Source organism: Pseudomonas sp. NFACC02 (genome assembly GCF_900110765.1).
Lineage (GTDB): Bacteria > Pseudomonadota > Gammaproteobacteria > Pseudomonadales > Pseudomonadaceae > Aquipseudomonas.
Genome location: NZ_FOEO01000011.1, coordinates 73,998 through 96,876, shown reverse-complemented (window position 1 = coordinate 96,876; position 22,879 = coordinate 73,998). Strand labels below are relative to the sequence as shown.

Annotated in this window: 19 protein-coding genes; 10 read left to right on the top strand and 9 right to left on the bottom strand. The window is 61.5% G+C overall.

The genetic code is table 11. The features are described from left to right. The first annotated feature begins 837 nt into the window (after positions 1–837). The 10 genes from BMY73_RS12260 (at position 838) to BMY73_RS12215 (ending at position 13,921) form a co-directional block, all read left to right on the top strand. Complete coding sequence (locus tag BMY73_RS12260) at positions 838–1,200, top strand: hypothetical protein (RefSeq protein WP_092407327.1); 363 nt, start codon at positions 838–840, stop codon at positions 1,198–1,200. Between the two features lie 186 nt (positions 1,201–1,386). Next, a complete protein-coding gene (locus tag BMY73_RS12255; RefSeq protein ID WP_062390247.1) occupies positions 1,387–2,346 on the top strand; it encodes an AAA family ATPase in 960 nt (319 codons plus the stop codon). Between the two features lie 4 nt (positions 2,347–2,350). Next, positions 2,351–3,295, top strand: coding sequence for a DUF58 domain-containing protein (locus BMY73_RS12250; RefSeq protein WP_062390245.1), 945 nt, complete (start codon positions 2,351–2,353; stop codon positions 3,293–3,295). Then, the gene (locus tag BMY73_RS12245) at positions 3,292–3,786 is read left to right on the top strand and encodes a DUF4381 domain-containing protein (protein ID WP_092407325.1); all 495 of its coding nucleotides are present in this window, start codon (positions 3,292–3,294) and stop codon (positions 3,784–3,786) included. Before BMY73_RS12250 ends, BMY73_RS12245 begins: the two co-directional genes overlap by 4 nt. Beyond that, entirely contained in the window at positions 3,779–4,846 is a 1,068-nt protein-coding gene (locus BMY73_RS12240; RefSeq protein ID WP_092407324.1) for a vWA domain-containing protein, read from the top strand. The genes BMY73_RS12245 and BMY73_RS12240 overlap by 8 nt, the downstream gene beginning before the upstream one ends. Next, entirely contained in the window at positions 4,843–6,576 is a 1,734-nt protein-coding gene (locus tag BMY73_RS12235; protein WP_092407321.1) for a vWA domain-containing protein, read from the top strand. Before BMY73_RS12240 ends, BMY73_RS12235 begins: the two co-directional genes overlap by 4 nt. Further along, positions 6,573–8,255 carry a BatD family protein gene (locus tag BMY73_RS12230; RefSeq protein ID WP_092407319.1) on the top strand — a complete coding sequence of 561 codons (1,683 nt, stop codon included), beginning with the start codon at positions 6,573–6,575 and terminating at the stop codon, positions 8,253–8,255. Before BMY73_RS12235 ends, BMY73_RS12230 begins: the two co-directional genes overlap by 4 nt. A gap of 187 nt (positions 8,256–8,442) precedes the next feature. Further along, a complete protein-coding gene (locus tag BMY73_RS12225) occupies positions 8,443–9,684 on the top strand; it encodes an exonuclease SbcCD subunit D C-terminal domain-containing protein (RefSeq protein ID WP_062390235.1) in 1,242 nt (413 codons plus the stop codon). Beyond that, positions 9,681–13,322, top strand: a complete 3,642-nt coding sequence (locus BMY73_RS12220; RefSeq protein WP_092407317.1) for an AAA family ATPase — start codon at positions 9,681–9,683, stop codon at positions 13,320–13,322. Before BMY73_RS12225 ends, BMY73_RS12220 begins: the two co-directional genes overlap by 4 nt. A 2-nt stretch (positions 13,323–13,324) precedes the next feature. After that, positions 13,325–13,921, top strand: coding sequence for a glutathione S-transferase (locus BMY73_RS12215; protein WP_092407375.1), 597 nt, complete (start codon positions 13,325–13,327; stop codon positions 13,919–13,921). Positions 13,922–13,968: 47 nt separating this feature from the next. On the opposite strand, the gene BMY73_RS12210 is transcribed toward BMY73_RS12215, so the two are convergent. The 9 genes from BMY73_RS12210 to BMY73_RS12170 form a co-directional block, all read right to left on the bottom strand. Next, complete coding sequence (locus BMY73_RS12210; RefSeq protein ID WP_092407315.1) at positions 13,969–14,199, bottom strand: hypothetical protein; 231 nt, start codon at positions 14,197–14,199, stop codon at positions 13,969–13,971. Further along, positions 14,196–14,387, bottom strand: coding sequence for a hypothetical protein (locus tag BMY73_RS12205; protein ID WP_062390229.1), 192 nt, complete (start codon positions 14,385–14,387; stop codon positions 14,196–14,198). The genes BMY73_RS12210 and BMY73_RS12205 overlap by 4 nt, the downstream gene beginning before the upstream one ends. 512 nt (positions 14,388–14,899) lie before the next feature. Further along, complete coding sequence (locus BMY73_RS12200) at positions 14,900–15,082, bottom strand: hypothetical protein (RefSeq protein WP_092407313.1); 183 nt, start codon at positions 15,080–15,082, stop codon at positions 14,900–14,902. A gap of 189 nt (positions 15,083–15,271) precedes the next feature. Beyond that, positions 15,272–16,438, bottom strand: coding sequence for a lactonase family protein (locus tag BMY73_RS12195; protein WP_062390226.1), 1,167 nt, complete (start codon positions 16,436–16,438; stop codon positions 15,272–15,274). Between the two features lie 109 nt (positions 16,439–16,547). Further along, positions 16,548–16,847: a DUF5629 family protein gene (locus BMY73_RS12190; protein WP_062390224.1), complete on the bottom strand. Its 300-nt coding sequence runs from the start codon at positions 16,845–16,847 to the stop codon at positions 16,548–16,550. Positions 16,848–17,072: 225 nt separating this feature from the next. Beyond that, positions 17,073–18,398, bottom strand: coding sequence for an MFS transporter (locus BMY73_RS12185; RefSeq protein WP_062390222.1), 1,326 nt, complete (start codon positions 18,396–18,398; stop codon positions 17,073–17,075). 183 nt (positions 18,399–18,581) lie between these two features. Then, complete coding sequence (locus BMY73_RS12180) at positions 18,582–20,165, bottom strand: aldehyde dehydrogenase (NADP(+)) (RefSeq protein ID WP_092407311.1); 1,584 nt, start codon at positions 20,163–20,165, stop codon at positions 18,582–18,584. Between the two features lie 161 nt (positions 20,166–20,326). After that, the gene (araD1, locus tag BMY73_RS12175) at positions 20,327–21,319 is read right to left on the bottom strand and encodes an AraD1 family protein (protein ID WP_062390218.1); all 993 of its coding nucleotides are present in this window, start codon (positions 21,317–21,319) and stop codon (positions 20,327–20,329) included. A 182-nt stretch (positions 21,320–21,501) separates the two neighbouring features. Beyond that, positions 21,502–22,815, bottom strand: a complete 1,314-nt coding sequence (locus BMY73_RS12170) for an MFS transporter (protein WP_062390216.1) — start codon at positions 22,813–22,815, stop codon at positions 21,502–21,504. Positions 22,816–22,879 lie beyond the last annotated feature (64 nt).

Genomic DNA, 22,879 nt, shown 5'->3' with positions numbered 1-22,879 from the left:
TCCGCCCCCAATGACGATTCATGTGACGTCTGCCCAGGCAGGCTCGGCCACACATCCGTTCATCTGCTACGCAGCTTAACGACAGCAGCCACGCGACTGCTTGCGGTCCTGCGACATATTCGGACATTGATGCCCGCACAGACTGATTCCCTCGGCCGCGATCTGGACGCAGGTGCTTGCATGGACGCGGACCCTGCGGGAGACGTCTGACGTTACAAGGGCCGCGAACGCGGTGTGTCAGTCACGGGTGATGTCACTGAAACACCGCATTCGCCAGCAAGCCGGCTCCCACAGGTCTGAGGTCTGAACACAGGTTCGCGCAGCAACCCAGATCCTGTAGGAGACGTCCGAGGTTACGAGGGTCCGGGCCGCACTCGGACGAACGCGGTGTGTCAGTCACGGGTGATGTCGCTGACACACCGCATTCGCCAGCAAGCCGGCTCCCACAGGTCTGAGGTCTGAACACTGGTTCGCGCAGCAACCCAGATCCTGTAGGAGCCGTCCGAGGTTAAGAGGGTCTGGGCCGCACTCGGACGAACGCGGTGTGTCAGTTACGGGTGATGTCGCTGAAACACCGCATTCGCCAGCAAGCCGGCACAGGTCTGAGGTCTGAACACTGGTTCGCGCAGCAACCCAGACCCTGTAGGAGCCGTCCGAGGTTACGAGGGTCTGGGCCGCACTCGGACGAACGCGGTGTGTCAGTCACGGGTGATGTCGCTGAACCACCGCATTCACCAGCAGGCCGGCTACACGGGTAATAGCGTGATGTGCAGCAAAAATTGTTCAGGACTGGCAAAATCTCCCCCTGCCCCGAACCGAGCCACTGGACCCACGCCCATGAAGATGATCACTGACAGCTTCATCCACAACCCTTGCGATGAAGAAGAAGATGACATGGCGCTGGCCTGCTGCCATGCCACGAACGGCGACCTGTTCCTGCTGGCGCGCTTCCCGGATGAGGATGAGGTCGACATCACCTTCCGCGACGACACCATTCACGTCGATTCGAATCTGAAAGTGACGTTAACGGCGACCCGGCTGGTCGTGGAAATCGATGCCAACGACGCCAAACCGTTGGGCGGCGACACCGTTTACGAAATCGCCCACAGTACGCCTCCCCACGAGCTGAGGGATCTGGATGAAACGCTGAAGATCATTCTCAAGGAGGTGGGGACATACGTCAGCGAGATCACGCCATGAATCCCACGTAACAGCGGGAATGCTCGCAATCTGTCAGACAATTCTCACTTTTACCCCATGAACGCCACCAAACGCTGAAAAAACCCTTTGGCCGGTTAGTCGCCACCCCCTCGGATGCATTAAAGTAACGCCCCCAGCTTCGGTGCCCTTTTGGCGCTGCTGCGAACCTGCCAGGAACCGTCATCGATGGAACATCGTGAAGCGTTGATCGCGCTGCGAACCTTTCTCTCCACTCAGATTCTGGGGCAGGAGAAACTGGTCGAGCGCTTGTTGATCGCGCTGCTTGCCGACGGCCACATGCTGGTCGAAGGCGCGCCGGGCCTGGCCAAGACCAAAGCCATCAAGGAGCTGGCCGAAGGCATCGAGGCCCAGTTCCATCGCATCCAGTTCACGCCCGACCTGCTGCCCGCCGACATCACCGGCACGGAGATCTATCGTCCGGAAACCGGCAGCTTCGTCTTTCAACAGGGTCCTATTTTCCACAACCTGGTCCTGGCGGACGAAATCAACCGGGCACCCGCCAAAGTCCAGTCGGCCTTGCTCGAAGCGATGGCTGAGCGTCAGGTCAGCGTGGGGCGTAGCACCTACGACCTGTCCCCATTGTTTCTGGTGATGGCCACGCAGAACCCGATCGAGCAGGAAGGCACGTATCCGCTGCCTGAAGCTCAACTCGACCGCTTTCTGATGCACGTCAAGATCGGTTTCCCCGATGCCAACGTCGAACGCAAGATTCTGCAACAGGCCCGCGGCGAAGCCTTGAACGGTGAAACCAAGCCGGAGCGGCGTGTGACCCAGCAGGCGATTTTCGCCGCGCGCAAGGAAATCCTCGGTTTGTACATGGCCGACGCAGTGGAGGAATACCTGGTGCAACTGGTCATGGCGACCCGGACCCCCGCCAAGTTCGACGCGGAACTGGCCGAGTGGATCGGTTACGGCGCCAGCCCCCGGGGATCGATTTCCCTGGACCGTTGCGCACGCGCCCACGCGTGGCTGGCCGGCCGCGACTTCGTCAGCCCCGAGGACATTCAGGCGATGGTCTTCGATGTGCTGCGTCATCGCATCATCCTGTCGTTCGAAGCCGAAGCCGCCGGCATTGATCAGGACCGCGTGATCCAGCGCATTCTCGACGTCGTTGCCGTCGCCTGAGCCCATGCAACCCTACCTGATTTCCCAACCGGGCATCCGCATCAGCCTTGCCGAGCTGATCGAGATGCGGCATCGCGTGCGGGAAGTGCAGCTGTTTTCGTCACCCGGCCGACGCAGCCCGCTGATCGGCCTGCACCACTCCAAGCTGCGCGGGCGCGGTGTCGACTTCGATCAGGTCCGCGTTTATCAAGCCGGTGACGACGTGCGCACCATCGACTGGCGCGTGACCGCCCGCACTCAGGAGCCGCACACCAAACTGTTCCACGAGGAGCGTGAGCGGCCGATTTTCCTCATGGTCGAACAGAGCCGCCGCCTGTTTTTCGGCACGGGCCTGATGTTCAAATCGGTGCTCGCGGCGCAGGCTGCCGCCTTGATCGGCTGGGCGGCACTGGGCCACAACGACCGTGTCGGCGGGCTGGTGTTCGGCGACAACGAACACTATGAAATCAAGCCGCGACGCAGCAAGCAAAGTCTGCTGCAGTTGCTCAACCGGCTGGTGCGGGTCAATCAGTCGCTGCACACCGAGGCTGCGGCGGACCGGGACACCTTTGGTGTCGCCTTGCGGCGCGCTCGCGAAGTCCTGCGGCCAGGCAGCCTGGTGTTCATCCTGTGCGACGAGCGCGCGCTGTCGGACTCGGCCGAACAACAACTGACATTGCTTTCGCGGCACTGCGACCTGTTGCTGCTGCCCCTGTCCGACCCGCTGGATCACGCGCTGCCCGCCGCCGGACTATTGAGGTTCGCCGAGAAAGGGGCGCAGCTTGAGCTCGACACCCTCAACCCCGACTTGCGTCAGACCTACCGGGCACAGGGTGAAACACGGCAGGCACGCTGGGCGTTGCTGGCCAAGAAGCTGCGCGTGCTGATGATTCCGCTGAGTACACAGCACGAGATGGTGGAGCAACTGCGCGACTACTTGAACGCCCAGCAACCGGTTAAACCAAAATGAGCCTGCTGGATCAGTTGCAGCCGATGATGCTTCCCGAGCCGGTGAGTCTTTGGCCACCCGCGCCCGGCTGGTGGTTGCTGCTGGCACTGATCCCGCTGTTGGGTTACGGCCTGTGGCGGGCGCGGGTTTTCTTGCCGAAAAAGGCGGCTGACGAGGCAGGCGAGCAGCCCCTTGACCCACTGCGCCAGGCCGCATTGATCGAACTCGCGCAGTTGCCCAAACCTTATGACGGTGCCCCTGCCGGCGCCTGGTTGCAGCAGATCAATGGCTTGCTCAAACGCCTGTGCCGCAACGACTACCCCTACAGCCAGAGCCACACGCTCAACGGCCGTAAATGGCTGGCATTCCTCGACAATCGCTGCCCTGCGGCGGGCCTGACACGGTGGATGATTCTGGTCGAAGGCGCCTATAAGCCTGAGTGCAAGCTCGACGACAAGGCCATCAATGGCCTGACCCAGTCCGTCGAAACCTGGATTCGCAAACATGTTTGAGTTCGCCTGGCCGTGGGTATTCGCCTTGCTGCCCCTGCCCTGGCTGCTGAGGTTCATGCTGCCGGTGGCCGACAGCGGCGAGGCCGCGCTCAAGGTGAGTTTTCTCAGCGAACTGGAAGGCCTGGCTGGCCGTCGTGCCCGCGCGCATCTGCCCGGGTGGCGCCGGCAACTGCCCTTCGTCACCCTGTGGCTGTTGCTGCTGGTAGCGGCAGCGCGCCCGCAATGGCTGGGCGATCCGTTGCCGGTGGCCGCCAGCGGGCGCGACCTGCTGGTGGCGGTCGACGTGTCGGGATCGATGGATTACCCGGACATGGTCTGGCAGAACGATGAAGTCAGCCGCCTGACGCTGGTCAAGCAATTGCTCGGTGATTTCCTCGAACACCGTCAGGGGGATCGCGTCGGGCTGATCCTGTTTGGCAGCCAAGCGTATCTGCAAGCACCGCTGACCTTTGACCGCAAAACCGTGCGCGTCTGGCTGGACGAGGCACGCATCGGCATCGCCGGTAAAAACACGGCCATCGGCGATGCCATTGGTCTGGCGCTGAAACGCCTGCGCTCACGTCCCGCGCAGAGCCGCGTGCTGATTCTGGTAACCGACGGCGCCAACAATGCCGGTCAGATCGATCCTGCGACAGCGGCGCGCCTCGCGGCGGGAGAAGGCGTGAAGATTTATCCGATCGGCATCGGGGCCGACCCCGACAAGGGCGCGACCACGATTCTCGGGCTGAATCCCAGCCTCGACCTGGACGAGCCCGCCCTGCGCGAAATCGCCGAGATCACCGGTGGGCAATATTTCCGCGCCCGAGACGGTGCCCAACTGGCAAAGATCGGCAAGGCCCTCGACACCCTCGAACCCGTCGCCCAACAACCGACTCAGGCCCGTCCCGCCGTCCCCCTCTATCACTGGCCACTGGCAATGGCACTGCTGCTGAGCATTGTGCTGGTGATTCACGAACGCTGGCCGCAGAACCCGGTGTACCGCTTCCTCGCCCGTCAGCCGGTCTTGCATCAGGGTCCGCAATGGCGGCAACGCTTCAAGCGCTTAAGGAGGCACCGATGATCGCCTCTCTTTTCGCGCTGTGGCCGCACTGGCTGCGACTCGGGTGGCTGGCGCTCTTGCCGTTGCTCGGCTGGCTGCTGTGGCGGCTGTGGAACCGGCAGAAACGAGTCGGTCGCTGGCAGATGATTCTGCCCGGCGCGTTCCACTCGACGTTGCTCAGTGGGGGCAGCGGTCGCGAGAGCAAATTGCCGTGGATCGCTCTGGGTTTCGGTTGGCTGCTGGCATTGCTGGCACTGCTGGGACCGAGTTGGCAACGGGTCGAGCAGACCAGCCAAAGGCCCGTGGACCCGCTGGTGGTGCTGCTGGAGTTGACCCCGGAAATGCTCGCCGCCGACAGCCCGCCCACACGCCTGGAGCAGGCGCGGCGCAAATTGCTGGACCTGTTGCAGGCGCGCAGCGACGCGCAGACGGCGATCATCGTCTACGCCGGTAGCGCGCACACTCTTGTGCCGCTGTCCGATGACCTGTCCACCAGCAAGAACCTGCTGGACGCCATCAAGCCCTCGATCATGCCCGAAGCCGGTCAGCGCGCCGACCTGGCGGTAATCAAGGCCCTCGCCCTGCTCAAACAAGGCGATCTGGGCGTGGGACGCCTGCTGTGGATCGGCTCGTCGCTGAACGACGCCGAGCGCCAGGGCATCCGCTCGGTCATGACCGGCCATGCGCCACAACTGCTGATGCTCGGTGTCGGCACCGCCGAAGGTGCGCCGGTTGCGCAGGAGAAAGGCGGATTCCTCAAGGACGCGCAGGGCGGCATTCTGGTGCCGCGCCTGGATGGCAACAGCCTCAAGGACTTCGCTGAAGAGCTCGGGGGTCATTACACCCCGCTGAGGCTGGAGGATGACGACTTGCGCGAACTCGGGTTGCTCGATGGCCCGGAAAACTTGCGCAGCCAGGGCCAGACCGTGCAGCTGGACAGTTGGGCCGATCAGGGTTACTGGCTGTTACTGCCCCTGCTGTTGCTGGCTGCCTGTGCCGGTCGACGCGGGTGGGTCCTCTGTTTGCCATTGTTGATGCTGGTTCCACAGCACAGCTATGCCTTCGAGCTCAAAGACCTGTTTCTGCGTCCCGACCAACAGGGACAGCACCTGCTGCAACGCCATCGCCCCGCCGAAGCCGCGCGGCACTTCGAAGACGTTCAATGGCAAGGCATCGCGCTGTACGAAGCAGGCGACTATGCCGGTGCCGCTCAGCGTTTTGCCCAAGGCAACAGCGCCGCCGACCATTACAATCGCGGCAATGCGCTGGCCAAAAGCGGCGAACTGGCCGCAGCCATCGACGCCTACGAACAGGCACTCGAACGTCAGCCGGATTTTCCCGCCGCTGCCGCGAACAAGGCACTGGTGGAACAGATGCAGGAACAGAACAGGCAGGCGGCCGTTGAAGACGCCAGTGAAGGTAAAACGGAAGGCGATGACGCCGCCAACACGCAACGCTCGGGCAGCGCAGAGCCACAGCAAACGAATCCCCAGGCGCCGGTTCAGAACGCGGACGATGACCACGACACCCGCGGCACGCCGAACCTGTCCGGCGGCACCGGCAACGCCGACGCGATGCCGGATGACGACGAGCCTACCCGGGCGCCCGGTCGTCCGGCCGACAGTCACCTCAACGGCGAACAGCGCCAGGCGCTGGAACAATGGCTGCGACAGATCCCCGACGAACCCGGCGAGCTGCTGCGACGCAAATTCTGGTACGAACAACAGCAGCATCAGGACAAAGCCCGATGAGTCGTGTGCACACAGTGATAATCGCCTGGTTGTTGTGCCTGTTCGCGCTCGCGGCACAGGCTGACACCCCTGCTGCAACGTTGCAGGCCAGCGTCGACCGCACACGCGTCAACACCGGCGAAACGGTTGAACTGACCCTCGAATCCGACGATGCGACGCTGTTCGGCAAGCCTGACATGAGCGCGCTGGATGCCGATTTCGAGGTGCGCGACACCCGCCAGCTCAACAGCCTGACCACCCTCGAAGGCAACGTTCATGCGACCACCCGTTGGCTGATTACGTTGCTGCCCCGGCACAGCGGCTCGATCGACATTCCCTCGCTGAAACTGGGGGCGCTGGTCAGCCAGCCCATCGCCTTGCAGGTGGTGGAGGTCGAACCGTCGGGTCAGGCTCAGGAACAGAAGCTGGCGCCGGTGTTCATGGAGGCCAGCCTGGACCAAGACACCGTTTACGTGCAGGCGCAGGCCGTGCTCACGGTGCGCGTCTATCACTCGGTGTCGCTGTTCGATGACAGCAACCTGACCCCGTTGCAGGTCCCGGACGCGCGCATTGAGAAGCTTGGCGACACACGCACGTACGAGAAGCAGATCAATGGCATTCGCCACGGCGTCATCGAAATGCGTTACGCGCTGTACCCGCAGCACAGCGGTGAACTGACGATTCCGGCCCAGGAGTTCAGCGCCACGATGGTGCAGGACATCCCTGATACCCAGGCGGCTGCAACCAGCCAGCCGGCGATGGCCACCAGTCCGAAGCCGGGCAAGCTGATGCGCGTGACGTCCGACCCTTTGGTGCTGAAGGTCAAGCCACAACCCGAACATTACCCGGCCAACACACCGTGGTTGCCCGCGCGCAGCATCAGCCTCAGCGAGAACTGGAGCCCGGATCCTGCTCACAGTCAGATCGGTGATTCCTTGACCCGCACGATGGTGATCAAGGCTGAAGGGTTGTCCAGCGCACAACTGCCCCCCTTGCCAGCCACCGACGTGAGCGCCCTGCGCCGCTACCCGGATCAGCCGCAACTGAGCAATCAGGCGAGCGAACGGGGACTGGTCGGCGTGCGCGAAGAGCGCGAGGCACTGGTCCCCAACCGGCCTGGCGCCATCGATATTCCGGCGGTCGATGTGGTCTGGTGGAACACTCAGGAAGACCATCTGGAGCACAGCGCCCTGCCCGCTCGCACGTTGCAGGTGAGCATCAACCCGGCGCTGGCGGTGGACATGCCGGTCAGTGAAAACACCGGTGTAACGGTGATCGGACCGCCCGTGTGGCCGTGGCAACTGAGCACGGTGCTGTTGAGTTTTACCACGCTGCTGGGCTTCGGCCTGTGGTGGCGGGCGCGTTGGCAACCGGCGCTGACCCGCGTCGCACAAGCCGGCCCCAGCCCACGTACCGTGCTTGACGACCTGAAACGTGCCAGTCTGGCCAATGACCCGCACGCGACCCGGCAGGCGCTGGATGCCTGGGCCCGGCAGCAACCGGAAACGCTCGCTGACATGGCCGCGCGGTTCGTGCCGTTGTCCGACGCCCTGGATGGCCTGAACGGTGCGCTTTACAGTGAGACCGGTAAGCTGTGGCTCGGTGAGGACTTGTGGCGCGCCGTCAAGGCATTGCCAGCGGTCGAACGACCGCAGGACCCGAACGGCGCAGACAGCCTGCCGCCGCTTTATCCGAAATAACTTCTCTGGATCGATGCGTAATTATCGCGCATCGATCGTTCCCATGCTCCGCGTGGGAACGCAACCCGTGACGCTCCGCGTCACATTGGCCGCAGCGGCCGACCCGGCATTCCCACGCGGAGCGTGAGGAACGATCAGTCGGGTTGGCTTGCGGCCATCTGAAACCCATTCAACACAAGGTACCCCCATGCGTCTGTTCCACACCTCCGACTGGCACCTGGGCCAAAACCTCCATGGCCAGGAACGGGACTTCGAACACGCCAGTTTCCTGACCTGGCTGCTGGCCCGTCTGGCCGAGCGCAAGCCCGATGTCCTGTTGATCGCCGGCGATATCTTCGACACCGTCAACCCGCCGGTCAAATCCCAGGAGCGGCTGTACGACTTCATCGTCAGCGCTCACGAACAGAACCCGCAACTGACCATCGTGATGATCGCCGGCAACCACGACTCCGGCTCGCGGATCGAACTGCCCGCGCCCCTGATGCGACGCCTGCGCACCCATGCGCTGGGCCGTGTGCTGTGGCTGGATGACGGTGTGCTGGATGTCGAGCGTCTGTTGCTGCCCCTGACCAACGCCAAAGGCAAAGTGCTCGGCTGGTGCCTGGCACTGCCGTTCCTGCGTCCCGCTGAAGTCACCGGCCCGGCACTGGGTGACAATTACCTGCGCGGCATCGGTCAGGTACACGAGAGACTGATTGCCGCCGCGAACCTGAAACGCAAAAAAGGTCAGGCGCTGATCGCCATCAGCCATGCCCACATGGCGGGCGGTTCGGTCTCGGAAGACTCCGAGCGCAGCCTGATCATCGGCAACGCCGAAGCCCTGCCCGCGAGCTTGTTTGGCGAGAGCATCACCTACGTCGCCCTTGGCCACCTGCACAAGCCACAACGGGTCAATGGCGAAGACCGCATCCGTTACAGCGGATCGCCGATCCCGTTGTCGTTCTCGGAAATTGGCTATCAGCACCAGATCCTCGAAATCGAATGCGAGGGCGAGACGCTCGCCAGCGTCAAACCGCTGCTGATCCCCCGCGCGGTCAACCTGCAACGGATCGGCCCGGCACCGCTGGCCGAACTGCTGCTGCAACTCAAGGACCTGCCGGACATCGACCTGCTGGCCGACGTCGACCGCCAGCCCTGGCTCGAAGTCCGCGTACGCCTGGACGAGCCTCAGCCTGATTTGCGCAACCAGATCGAGGCGGCCCTGGAGAACAAGGCTGTGCGTCTGGTGCGTATCGCCGCCGAATACGCGGGCAAAGGCGCCCGCGACGAAGACGGCAATCAGGACCTGATCGAGCTGGATCAACTCAGCCCGCAGGAATTGTTCAGCCGCGCCTGGCTTGATAACTACGGCAGCGAGGTCGACGAACAGACGTTGCAGGACTTCGCCATGCTGCTGCAGGACGTGCAACTGGAGAGCGAACAGCCATGAAGATCCTCGCCATTCGCTTGAAGAACCTCGCCTCGCTGGCAGGCCCGTTCGAACTGGATTTCACCGCCGAGCCACTGGCCAGCGCGGGCCTGTTCGCCATCACCGGCCCGACCGGCGCGGGCAAAAGCACATTGCTCGACGCGCTGTGCCTGGCGCTGTTCGGCGCGATCCCGCGGCTGAACGACGTCGGCCAGTCCAGGGTGCCGGAAATCGACGGCGACATCAGCACCAGCGATCCACGCAACCTGCTGCGGCGCGGCACCGGCAGTGGTTACGCCGAGGTGGATTTCGTCGGCATCGACAAGCGTCGTTATCGCGCCCGCTGGGAGACCAACCGCGCCCGTGACAACGCCACGAAAAAGCTTCAGGCCAGCCGTCAGACACTGACCGATCTGGACAGCGAGCAGATTCTCAGCAGCCAGAACAAGACCGAATACAAGACCCTGCTCGAAGCCCGGCTGGGACTTAATTTCGAGCAGTTCACCCGCGCGGTGATGCTGGCGCAAAGCGAGTTCAGCGCCTTCCTCAAGGCCGACGATAAAGAGCGCAGCGAACTGCTGGAAAAGCTCACGGACACCGCCATCTACAGCCAGCTCGGGCGTCGCGCGTTCAGCAAAAGCAGGGAAGCCGAAGAAACGCTGAAAGCCCTGAATGCGCAGGCGGGCAACCTGACCCCGCTGGAGCCCGAACAGCGCACCGAGCTCGAACAACGGTTCGCCGACGCTCAGCAACAGCTGAAGCTGGCACAGGCCCAACTGCGTCAGCTGGAACTCAAACAGCAATGGCTGACAGAGTTGAACCGCCTGCGTGACAGCCACCAGGCCGCGAATGAAACACTCATCGCGGCGCAACAGACCTGGGATAGCCAGTCCGGCGAGCGTCAGCAACTGGGCCAGCTGGAACGCCTTGCGCCACAGCGCCACCTGTTCGCTCAGCGCAAGAAGCTGGATGCTCAACTCAGTCCGCTCACAGCGGCTATCCAGGCAAATGCTCAGCACCAGACCGAGGCCCAGGCCCGTCTGGACGCGCTGGAAACACAGCTCGCCAGCGCGCTTGCCACGCTGCAACAGGCACAGGAACACCAGCAGGCCTGCGCGCCTGCCTTGCGCGAGGCGTTCGAGCAGCAGGTTCAGCTCAATCACCTGAATCAGGACCTGCAAAAGGTCAGTGAGCAGGCCCGCGCCGCCGAACAATCCAGCCTCGACGGCCAGGCCCTGCTCAATCAGATGAGCGAGCAGCAACGGCAGGTCGAAACCCGTCTGCAATCCATCGCCGAACAGTTGCAAAACAGCGCCGCACTGAGCTCGCTCAGCCAGTCGTGGGACGCCTATCGGCCGCGCCTGCAACAGATCGTGCTGGTCAGTTCGCGCCTGAACAAGGGCCGTGAAGAACTGCCGGCACTGGAGCAAGGGGCCACACGGGCCGAACAGGCCTTGAGCGAACGCCGGACCGCCTTGCAGGCGCTGTATGACGATGCCCAGGTCAAGGCCGACGCCGTCAGTCAGGAGATCGAACGCCTCGGCGTGCTGTTGCAGGAAAACCGTCAGCAGCACACCGCCACCAACTCGCTCGAGCGACTGTGGCAGCGTTATCAAGACATCACCACGCGCCTGCAGGACGTACAGAACAGTCAACAGCAGGCCACCGAGCGCCGCGCGCAAGGCATCGCTCAGGGCTTGAAGCTCAAGGGCGAACACGAGGCCGCCGAGCAGGCGCTGAAGGTCACCGTCGAACTGCTGCAACGCCAACGGCTGGCACGCAGTGCGAGCGTCGAGCAACTGCGTGGGCAATTGATGGATCAACAGCCGTGCCCGGTGTGCGGCAGCGAAGACCATCCGTATCACCAGTCCGAGGCGTTGCTCGAAGCGCTGTCCGGGCATGACGACAGCGAAGAAGCCCAGGCGCGGCTGAAGGTCGGCCAACTCAGCGAAAAGCTCGCTGAATTGCGTGCCGAAGTCGGTGAGCTGAACAACCAGTTGAAGGCCTCCAAACCGCAACTGGATCAACTCAGCGAACAGTTGCAGAAGCTCACGCCAGAACTCGAAACCCATCCCCTGTACGTACGCTTGCTGGAACAGCCTGAGCACTTGCGTACCGATTGGCTAAGCGAGCGCCTGCATCAACTGGCGCAGGAAATCCTCACCGCAGAGCAACGTCAGACCCGCCTGCTCAAGGTGCAGCGCGACGCGGAATCCTTGCAGCAGCAGGTCCAGGAGGCGCGCGAGGCCAGCCAGCAGGCGATGAAGCTGCTGGACGATCAACAGCGCAACATCGCCCTCGACAACCAGACATTCGAAACCGCATTGCAGGAATTCGAGCCGTTGTTGCCCGCCGAGAGCCTGTCGCTGTGGCGTGAGTCGGCCACCGAAAGCTTTCTGCAACTGGACAACGACATTGCCCGCCGTATCGAGCAGCTCGATCAGCAAAAGGACGAACAACAGGAACACAGCGACCGCGCGCTGAAAATCGAGCGTGAGCAGATCACCCAAGAGGGTCGTCTGCACGAGCATCAGAAGCTGCAAAAACAACTCGACGCCAGCCAGCAGCAACAGCGTGTCGTTCAGCAGCGCTTGCAGGAAATTCTCGGCGAGCAGGCCAGCGCCGAGCAATGGCAGCAACACCTGGAACGCACGGTGGAGCAAGCGCGGCAGGCCCAGGCGACCACGGCCGAGGCCTTGCAGCAGGCGCGTAGCGGACTGATCAAGTTGAGCACTGAGCTAGACGGTGAGCGTCAGCGTCTGCAAGGTCTGGAGCAAGAACTGGCCGACCTCGACGGGCAGATCAACGCGTGGCGCAGTCAGCACAGCGAGCTGGACGACGCGGCGCTGGACACTTTGCTGGGCATGAACGACGACAGCGTCGGACAATTACGCCAGCGCTTGCAACTGAGTGAAAAAGCCCTGGAGCAGGCCAGAGTGCTGGTGCAAGAGCGCGACGCCCAGTTGCAACAGCATCAGGCGCAACACAACGACATCACGGATGGCGAGCAACTGGCGTCAGCGCTGACGGAGGCCCAGAACCTGTCGGCCACTCACGATCAGTTGTGCGCCGATTTGCGCGCGCAGATGAGCGAGGACGACCGCCGTCGCACTGCCAGCAGCGAATTGCAGGCGCGAATCGCTGCCGCCTACTCGGAGTTCCAGCGTTGGGGCCGGATCAATGCCCTGATCGGCTCGGCCACGGGCGACACCTTCCGCAAGATCGCCCAGACGTACAACCTCGACCTGCTGGTGCATCACGCCAATGCGCAGCTCAAACAGTTGGTACGGCGTTATCGCCTGAAGCGCGGTGGGAGCATGCTCGGCTTGCTGGTGATGGACACCGAAATGGGCGATGAACTGCGCTCCGTGCATTCGTTGTCGGGTGGCGAAACCTTTCTGGTGTCGCTCGCCCTCGCGCTGGGCCTGGCGTCCATGGCGTCCAGCACCTTGAAGATCGAGTCGCTGTTCATCGATGAAGGTTTCGGCAGTCTCGACCCCGAGTCGCTGCAACTGGCGATGGATGCCCTCGACGGCTTGCAAGCGCAGGGACGCAAGGTGGGGGTGATTTCCCACGTACAGGAAATGCATGAGCGGATTCCGGTGCAGATTCAGGTGCGCCGCCAAGGCAATGGCCTGAGCACGCTGGAGGTCACTTGATGCTGGCCCTGCTCTACTCGTTTCGCCGCTGCCCTTATGCGATGCGTGCGCGGATGGCAGTGGCGTATTCAGGCGTTCCGGTCGAGCTGATTGAAGTCAGTCTCAAGGCCAAGCCGCCGGAAATGCTCGAACGTTCACCCAAGGGCACCGTGCCGGTTCTGGTGCTCGATGATGAGGTGCTGGAACAGAGTCTGGACATCATGCGCTGGGCACTGGCGCAAAATGATCCGGACGATTGGTCCATGGCCTCTGATTCGCAAGCGCAGCGGCAGATCGCTGCCCTGATCGAGGAAAACGACACCCGTTTCAAGACCGATCTGGATCACTACAAATACGCGGTGCGCTATCCGGAATTCACCCAGGCCGAGTACCGCGCACGGGGCGAGGTGTTCCTGAACACGCTGGAAGGCTTGTTGAACGATCGCGACTTTCTGGTAACCGATCACCTGACGCTGGCGGACATTGCGCTCGCGCCTTTCGTCCGGCAGTTCTGCTTTGTCGACCCGGACTGGTTCTGGCAGAGCCCTTATCCGAAGTTGCAGGGATGGTTGCAGCGGTTTCTTGAATCGGCATTGTTCGCGCGGGTGATGCAAAAATAACAGGCTCCCACAGGGGCCGCGCCAGGCGTATACGTTGCGTGACGCAGTCAAACCACCGTCCACTGGAAGATCTCGGAAAACAACTCGCCGTGTTTCGGTGGCGGGTTGCCAGCATTCAGCTTCTGCGACCGCTGCATTTCGATGGCCTCGGCGACTTCGGTCTTGAACTCCATGCTGCGCGCCACGCCGCCCACCGAACCTTCGCCGTGACCCAGCAACGAGCAACCGTTATTGATCAGCGCAAAAAACACGATCACCCAGAAATTCACGCCTCTCACGACGCACGCTCCTTCGTGTTCGCGGCGGCACGATCAAGCTCGACGACGGACGATTGAGCCGACACCGATGCCGGTGCGGTCAGTTGCGGATTCATGCTGGTGACCGTGACCACTGCGATGAAAACAACATACAAAGCCAGGGCGGTATAGGCGCCTTGTTTAAGTGAATGAAGAATGGCAGTGGCCATGACAGTAACTCCAGGATGTTTCGTTTCTGGCGCCCAGAATGCCCGGAGTCCTTATTATTGAAAAACGATGTACAACGATTCAAAAGATCGATTCGGTTAATTATTTATGAAGTTAATCAGGCCGATAGTGTGATGCCTTTTACAGGAGCGCTGGCCCGCGATCAGGACCCGTCAACTAATAATAATTTCACGAGTGTATCCTGATCGCGAGCAACCTCACTCCTGCCGGAGACACCTAATCGGGCAAAAAAAATCCCCGTCGCTTATTCAGCAGGCGGGGACTAAGGGGGGAGGAAATTCAACGCTTTCGCGAGCAAGCTCGCCGACATTTGATGCATGGCCTGACACGCAGTGGTCAGTGGGTCGCATCAACCTGTTGAAGGCGAATTTGCTCGCGAAAGCGTTCTTGCACTCGGAGCCGATATAACCATCAAGCTACTTCATTTCTTAGAAACCCATTCCCCGGTATCGTAACTTTCGTTAACGGGGAATGGATTCACATCGCGTTCTATTCATTGCTGGGTCTTATGATCCAGAGCCGCATAGAAGTTGGCACTTTGTTGCAGGTACTTCGGGGTGTAGCTCTGGGTCGAGCTGATCTTTTTTTCAGTCACTTCGACACTGGCACTGGCGGGCAATGCGACGGTGGCGGAGATGGCAGACGCGGCGATGATGGAGAAGATATTGAAGTTCATGGGGTGTACCTCGGTGTCGATGTTTCGTTTCAAGTCTTGACCGTCTTGGCCGTGGAATTGAAAGTACGCCCGAGAAGCTTTCAGAAAAAATCTTTTCTGCCACTAGCCCTTATCACTTCAATTAATACATGGCTGGAGCCCTTGATTTACAAGGGCTCCAGCCTGCGTCAACGTGTCACATGCCGCATATCAACGGGTGAGAAACCGGAAATCCGACGGTGAATCGAAGTCGATTTTCTGCACGGTATCGCCCAGCAAACCGGTTTTCGGGTCAACACGGACCGTCACGATCTGGTTGCTCTTCTGGTTGGCGATCAGCAAGAAGTGACCGCTGGGGTCGAAGCTGAATTCACGAGGCTCCTTGCCTTCCACAGAGCGACGCTGGATTTCCTTCAACTGGCCGTTGCTCGGGTTGATGCTGAAGACCAGCAGTTCGTTGACCTCGCCCCGGTTGGCAACGTAGAGGAATTTGCCATCCGGGGACGTGTGCAAGCCCCCGGCAGCGCGGTATTGCTGACCGTCCTTGTTGGCCAGGTCCACTAACGCCGTGCGCTTGAACGCGCCGTCGTGGTAATCGAACACGGCCACCTGCGCGCTCATTTCCATGGTCAGCCAGGCGTGTTTACCGTCCTTGCTGAACAGCAAATGGCGCGGCCCACTGCCCGGTGGCAGGTCAACCGAGGGCACCTTGGCAGGCGTCAACGGCTGGGTTTTCTTACCGTCGTAGTTGAAGACGAACATCTTGTCGGCGCCCAGATCCATCGCGATCAGGTACTTGCCGTCAGGGGTCGGTACCGCGGCATGGACGTGAGACGACGCCTGACGTTCCGGGTTGACCTTGCTGGCTTCATGCGTCGCGGTCTGCACCACGGCAGCCAGTTTGCCGTCCTTGCCGACCGGCACGACCGCCAGCGAACCGCCCGGATCGGGATGCACCGCGTAGTTGGCCACGAACAGGAAGCGTCCGTCAGGACTCAGGTTGGAATGCGTCGGTTCCTCACCCTGGCTTTCGACCTGATTGATGAAGGACACCGCATGGGTTTTGGGGTCGATGGCGAAGCTGCTGACCTTGCCCACTACGTCAGTCTGACCCGGTCCGTTTTCATTGACGGCGAACAGGTGACGCTGGTCTTTGGAGAGGGTCAGCCAGGACGGGTTTTCGCTTTTGATCACTTGACGCGGCTGTGCTTCGAGCTGGCCGGTCTGGGTGTTGAAGCCATAACGGTAGATGCCTTCGCTGGCGCCAGCGGTGTAGGCACCGACCAGTACGTCATAGTCGGTCATGGATTGGGCCTGAACAGAAAGGACGCTGAGGCTGCTGGCAAGCACCAGCCACGGTAGGAGTCTTGGAGTCATTGGGCGATCTCTTTTTTTGGAATTGTTGGTACGCAACAGACGCGAGAATCAGATCTATGACAGCGCGTTCAGCGCAGTAGTTGCCTGACCACGCTCCTCCTGGATGAAGTCAATCCTGCTCGTCTTCCTCGTCTTCATCACTCGCAGCGAAGGCGTTCAGCACCACGATGCGGTGATCGGCATTACCCTCGTTGATGACCCAGCTCTGCAATTCGGGATCGAACTCGGCGGAATCGATTTGCGCCAGCGAAAAACGCCAGACCTTGCGTTCACGTCCGTCCATGCTTTCGATTTGCAGCATCTCGTCCAGCGTGAACTCGAAGGCGTGGAGACCGTCGATCTCGAGCATGCTGTGAGACGTCAGGGCAGTTTGCAGCGCGGTGCGCAGAGTTTCGGGTGTGTCGGTCATGGCAGTCGGTCGCGTAGTAGGTGAAAGCGCGAATGATAGGGCAAAAGACACGCTTGCGGCGGGTGCGTAAGTTCAGGATTTGCGTGATCCCCTGTAGGAGTGAGCTTGCTCGCGAAGACATCAGTGAAGCCAATACATTACCGTCGGCTGTCACATCGATTTCGCGAACAAGCTCGCTCCCACAGGGTTTAGGGTTTAGCCAGAACCCGCGATGCCGGCCCCTCATCAATCCTGCAGCGCCTCCTTCGCGTAGTAACGCTTCGGAATGCCCCAGACGATCAACGCAATGGCCAATACACTCACCGCAAACAACGCGAACAGTGCCGGCGTGGCGGTGCCGGTGAGGTCTTTGATGCGACCGACCATGAACGGCGCGATGATCCCGCCCAACTGGCCGAGGGAGTTAATCAGCGCGATGCCCGCGGCGGCCGCAATACCGGTCAAAAAGCGTGGCGGGATGGTCCAGAAGATCGGCATCCAGGCAATGATGCCGGTCATGATCATGGTCATGCCGATCATCAAGGGCAGCAACTGGCCGGGGAACAGGGCGCACACCAGATACCCGGCCGCCGTCAGGGTGGCGCAGCCCGCCATGTGCCAGCGACGTTCGCGATGACGGTCGGAGCTGGCGCCGATCAACAGGTTGCCGACCACCGCGCCGACGTAGGGAATCACGGTCAGCCAGCCGATGTTCATGGTGTCGGTCACGCCCGCGCTCTTGATCAGTTGCGGCATCCAGAACAACAGGCCCGTCAGCGCCATCACCAGGCAGAGGTAGATCGCCGACATGACGTAGGTCGTCGGGTGTTTCCAGATGTCCTTGACCTTCTGCGGCGTGGCGGGTCTGGCTTCTTTGGCCATGCGCGACAGCACCACCTCTTTTTCTGCGGCGCTCAGCCAGGGCGCGTCTTCGATGCGGTCTTTCACCAGCCAGAACACCACGCCGCCCAGCAGCACCGACGGAATGCCTTCCAGCAGGAACAACCAACGCCAGCCGGCCAGCCCCATCACGCCGTCGAAGTGGCCGAGGATCAGGCCGGCAATCGGACCACCCACGATGCCACACAGGCAAATGGAGCTCTTGAAGTAGGAATTGACCCGGGCCCGTCGTGTGCTCGGGTACCACTGGGTGAAGAAATACAGCACGCCCGGGACGAAGCCGGCTTCCATCACACCAATCAGAAAACGCAGGGTGTAAAACCAGAACTCGGTCTGCACGAACATCATGCAGGCCGAAGCGATGCCCCACGACACCATGATCCGGGCGATCCAGATTCTCGCGCCGATCTTGTGCAGCAGCACGTTGCTGGGGACTTCGAAAAGAAAGTAGCCGACAAAGAACAGGCTGGCGCCCAGGCCGTAAACCGTCTCGCTAAAGCCCAGGTCGCTGGCCATTTGCAGCTTGGCGAAACTGATGTTGACCCGGTCCAGATACGCGAACAGAAAACAGCAGATGAACAACGGCACGATGCGCCAACTCACCTTTCGGTAAATGCTGTCCTCGAGCGCGTCGGTGTCGAGCTGTTCCAGCGGTATGGCGTTGGCGGTCATGGGGCGCACCTCGTTTATTTTTATGTGGGTGTCGGTGTGTTGCGTTGATCCGGCGTTGCACAATTCTGTGATGTGATCGCTCCCACGCTCTGCGTGGGCATGCAGCCCGTGACGCTCGGCGTCACCAGGACGCGGAGCGTCACGAACGGCGCTCCCACGCGGAGCGTGGGAGCGATCAGGGGTTTATCCGATGGCCGCGGTGGTATTCACCCCGTCCACCAAACGCTGAATCCCCAGCGGATTGGCGTTTTTCAAAGCGTCGGGCAACGCGCTGTCGGGGTAATTCTGGAAGCACACCGGACGCAGATAACGATCGATCGCCAGTGTGCCGACCGAGGTTCCGCGTGCATCGGAGGTCGCGGGATACGGGCCACCGTGAACCATCGAATCCACCACCTCAACGCCCGTCGGGTAGCCATTGATGAGGATGCGGCCGACCTTCTGCTCCAGCAGGCCGGTCAATTCGCTGAAGCGCTGCATGTCGTCGCCGTCGACCAACAGCGTCGCCGTGAGCTGACCATGAAGCCCGAGCAAGGCGTCGGTCAACTGCGCCTGATCGGCGACTTCGACCACGATGGAGGTCGGCCCGAACACTTCTTCCTGAAGTAATTCGTCGCCCTCCAGCAACAGGCTGACATCGGCCTTGAACAGTTGCGGATGGGCTTGATCGCCCTGCTGTTCTTGCCCGGCCAGATGCTGGATGCCGGCATGAGCGTGCAGCGCTTTGAGGCCACGGCTGTAGCTGCTCAGGGTGCCAGCGTTGAGCATGGTTTGTGGCGGCTGTTCGCTTATCTGTGCGGCCAGACGCTGCTGAAATTCGCTGAAGGCCGGTGAGCTGAGGCCGATGATCAGGCCAGGGTTCGTGCAGAACTGCCCGCACCCTTGAACGATGGAACCGGCGAGTTCAGCTGCAATGCGTTCGCTGCGCAGACCCAATGCCTGAGGCAGGATGATGACCGGATTGATGCTCGACATTTCCGCGAACACCGGAATCGGTTGCGGGCGGGCAGCGGCCATGTCGCACAGCGCGCGACCGCCTTTGAGTGAACCGGTAAAGCCCACCGCCTGGATTGCCGGATGCTTGACCAGCCACTCGCCGACGCCGCCGCCATAGATCATGTTGAACACGCCCTTCGGCATGCCGGTTTTATCGGCGGCACGCAGCAGCGCGTCGGCGACCTGCTCTGCCGTGGCCATGTGCCCGCTGTGTGCCTTGAACACCACCGGGCAGCCGGCCGCCAGGGCAGAAGCGGTATCGCCACCCGCGGTGGAAAAGGCCAGCGGGAAGTTGCTCGCACCGAACACGGCCACAGGACCGAGGCCAATGCGGTATTGGCGCAGGTCCGGGCGCGGCGCGGGTTTACGATCCGGCAACGGCAGATCGATGCGTGCGCCATAGAAATCACCGCGACGCAGGACCTTGGCGAACAGGCGCATTTGCCCGGTCACGCGCCCGCGCTCGCCCTGAATCCGCGCCGTCGGCAGCGCCGTCTCGCGGCAAACGGTGGCGATGAAGTCGTCACCCAGTGCGTCCAGTTCGTCAGCGATGGCGTCGAGGAATTGTGCGCGTTTTTCTGCGCTCAACGAACGGTACGCCGGGTATGCGGAAGCCGCCGCTTTCGCCGCTGCGTCGACCTCTTCGACCGTGGCTTGAAAGAAGTCGTAGGGCAGGTTTTCACCCGTGCTGGCGTCAACGCTGTAAACGATGACGGTGCCAGCGGCACTGCGCTGGCCGCCGATGTAGTTGTGGCCGAGAATCTGGGTCATGAATGCGTTTTCCTTTAAGGCGTGCGAGAAAGGCGCCGACACTGTCCATCCATTGCAGCCCTGTGGGAGCGTGCTTGCTCGCCAAGGGGTCGGTGCATCCGAAGGATTTCCATTTTTGATCGTTCCCACGCTCGGCGTGGGAACGATCATCAGTCATTGCGTTAAAGCTGCTTGATACCGCCGGGCTGGAACACGCCCTCGGTCGGTGCAATGCCGTTGGTCAAGGGCGCGCCGAACTCGCTCTGGCTGATCTCGAAGGTGTCACCCGGCTGGGTCTTGATACCGTCGGCGAAGGACAGCGTCGCGGTGCCGAAGAAATGCACATGCACGTCGCCCGGACGCAGGAACTGGCTGTATTTGAAATGGTGGTATTCGAGATTTTCCAGGCTGTGGCACATGTTGGCCTCGCCGCTGAGGAACTCCTTCTCCCACAACACCTGACCGTCACGCAGGATGCGGCTGGTGCCGGCCAGGTTCTGCGGCAGATCACCGACGCGCAGTTCCGGGCCGAATGAGCAGGCGCGCAGTTTCGAATGCGCCAGGTAGAGATAATTCTTGCGCTCCATGACGTGGTCGGAGAACTCGTTGCCAATTGCAAAGCCCAGACGATACGGTTTGCCATCGTTGCCGATCACGTACAGGCCGCTCAGCTCAGGCTCTTCGCCTGCGTCTTCGGAGAACGGGGGTTGCGGGAACGCGGCGCCCGGACGAACCACGATGCCGCCGTCGCCTTTATAGAACCATTCCGGTTGCACGCCTGCCTGACCGGGCGCCGGTTTGCCGCCTTCGATGCCCCATTTGAAGATGCGCATGGTGTCGGTCATGGCCGACTCGTCATTGCCGTGCTGATGCATTTTGTCACGGGCCGAGGCGCTGCCCAGGTGGGTCAGGCCTGTGCCGCTGACCAATACGTGCGCAGGGTCCGGGTGATCCAGCGGCGGCAGGATCATCAGGTCCGCACGCAGTTGCGAGTAATCGTGGCTGTCGCCCAGGCCCAGGCTGTCAACCTGTTCGGCCAGCGAGATTTTCTTGTCGATGGCCGCCAGCGCCAGCTCACGGGTGCTGGTCGCACCCTGGATTTCGCGCACCAACGCACCGTCCACCAGACCGACACGGCGTTCGCCGTTACCCAATTCGAATTGAACCAAATGCATATGAATACTCCTTTCTAAGGTCTACACGGACCTCTGTAGGAGCGTGGCTTGTCCCGCGATCTACCGGGAACCGGTAGCAAATCCAGAGAACGCGGTATGCCTGACACACCTGGCTATCTGATTTGACGACGACTCCGTCGCCGATCGCGGGACAAGCCACGCTCCTACAAGACGTCGTGCGGTTAACGCGAGCGCGCGCTGGCCGCGAATTCGGATTGCGGCAAGACGTGTTTGCGTTCCAGAACGCGGTACACGACGCCGGTGAGGATCAATCCGCAGATCATCACGCCCGACAGGAAATACAAGCCGGTGGCCAGGTTGCCGGTGATTTCCTTGAGCCAGCCGATGACGAACGGGCCGATATAACCGCCGAGGTTGCCAACCGAGTTGATCAGCGCGATACCGGCCGCCGCACTGGCGCCAGCGAAGAAACGGCCCGGCAAGGTCCAGAACACGGCAGTGCAGGAAAACAGGGAAAACGCCACCAGCGACAACGCAGCCAGTTGCAGCACCGGCACGGTCAGGTAAGCCGACAGGAACAGACCCAATGCGCCAATCACATACAACACGGCCAGGTGACCGTAGCGATCGTTCAGGCGGTCGGAGCTGCGCGGCACGATCAGCAGACCGACGATGCCGAAGATGTAAGGCACGGCCGAGACGAAACCGGTGACCAGGTCGCTGCCGCCGAACTGTTTGATCAGCGTCGGCAACCACAGGCCCAGGCCATAGATGCTCAGGGTTACCGGCAGATAGAACAGCGCCAGCAACAGCACGCGTTTGTCCTTCAGGGCGTGCAATGGATTGCCGTGACGGGTCTGGCCGTACTCTTCGAGGTCCTTTTTCAGCTCACCGGCGAGCCAGTCTTTCTCGACCGGGTCCATCCATTTCACGTCTTTCGGACCGTCCGGCAACCAGCGCAGCACCGGCCAGGTCAGCAGGATCGCCGGGGCGCCGATGCACAGGAACAACCATTGCCAGCCATGCAGGCCGCCAATGCCTTCCATGCCCAGCAGACCGCCAGAGATCGGCCCGGTGATCATCATCGCGATGGGTTGGGAGAGGATGAAAAGGCCGAGGATCTTGCCGCGATGGCGCACCGGAAACCACTGAGTGATGTAGTACAGCACGCCCGGAAAGAAGCCCGCCTCGGCCGCGCCCAGCAGGAAGCGCATCACGTAGAAGCTGGTGGGCCCTTGAACGAAGGCCATGCCCATGGTGATGGCACCCCAGGTGATCATGATCCGGGCGAACCAGCGCCGCGCGCCGAAGCGTTCGAGCATCAGGTTGCTGGGGATTTCCAGCAGGAAATAGCCGATGAAGAACAGCCCGGCGCCCATGCCATAGGCCGCGTCACCGATACCGACGTCTGCGCCCATGTGCAGTTTGGCAAAGCCCACGGCGGAACGGTCCACATACGCGATCAGGTACAACAGGATCAAAAAAGGGATGAGTTTCAAGGTGATGCGGCGAATAAGCCTGAGTTCCTGGCTCATGTATGCGGTCTCCACGTTGTTTTTGTTATGGAAGCTTTCCGGGGATCGCCTCTGCCTTCGTGTG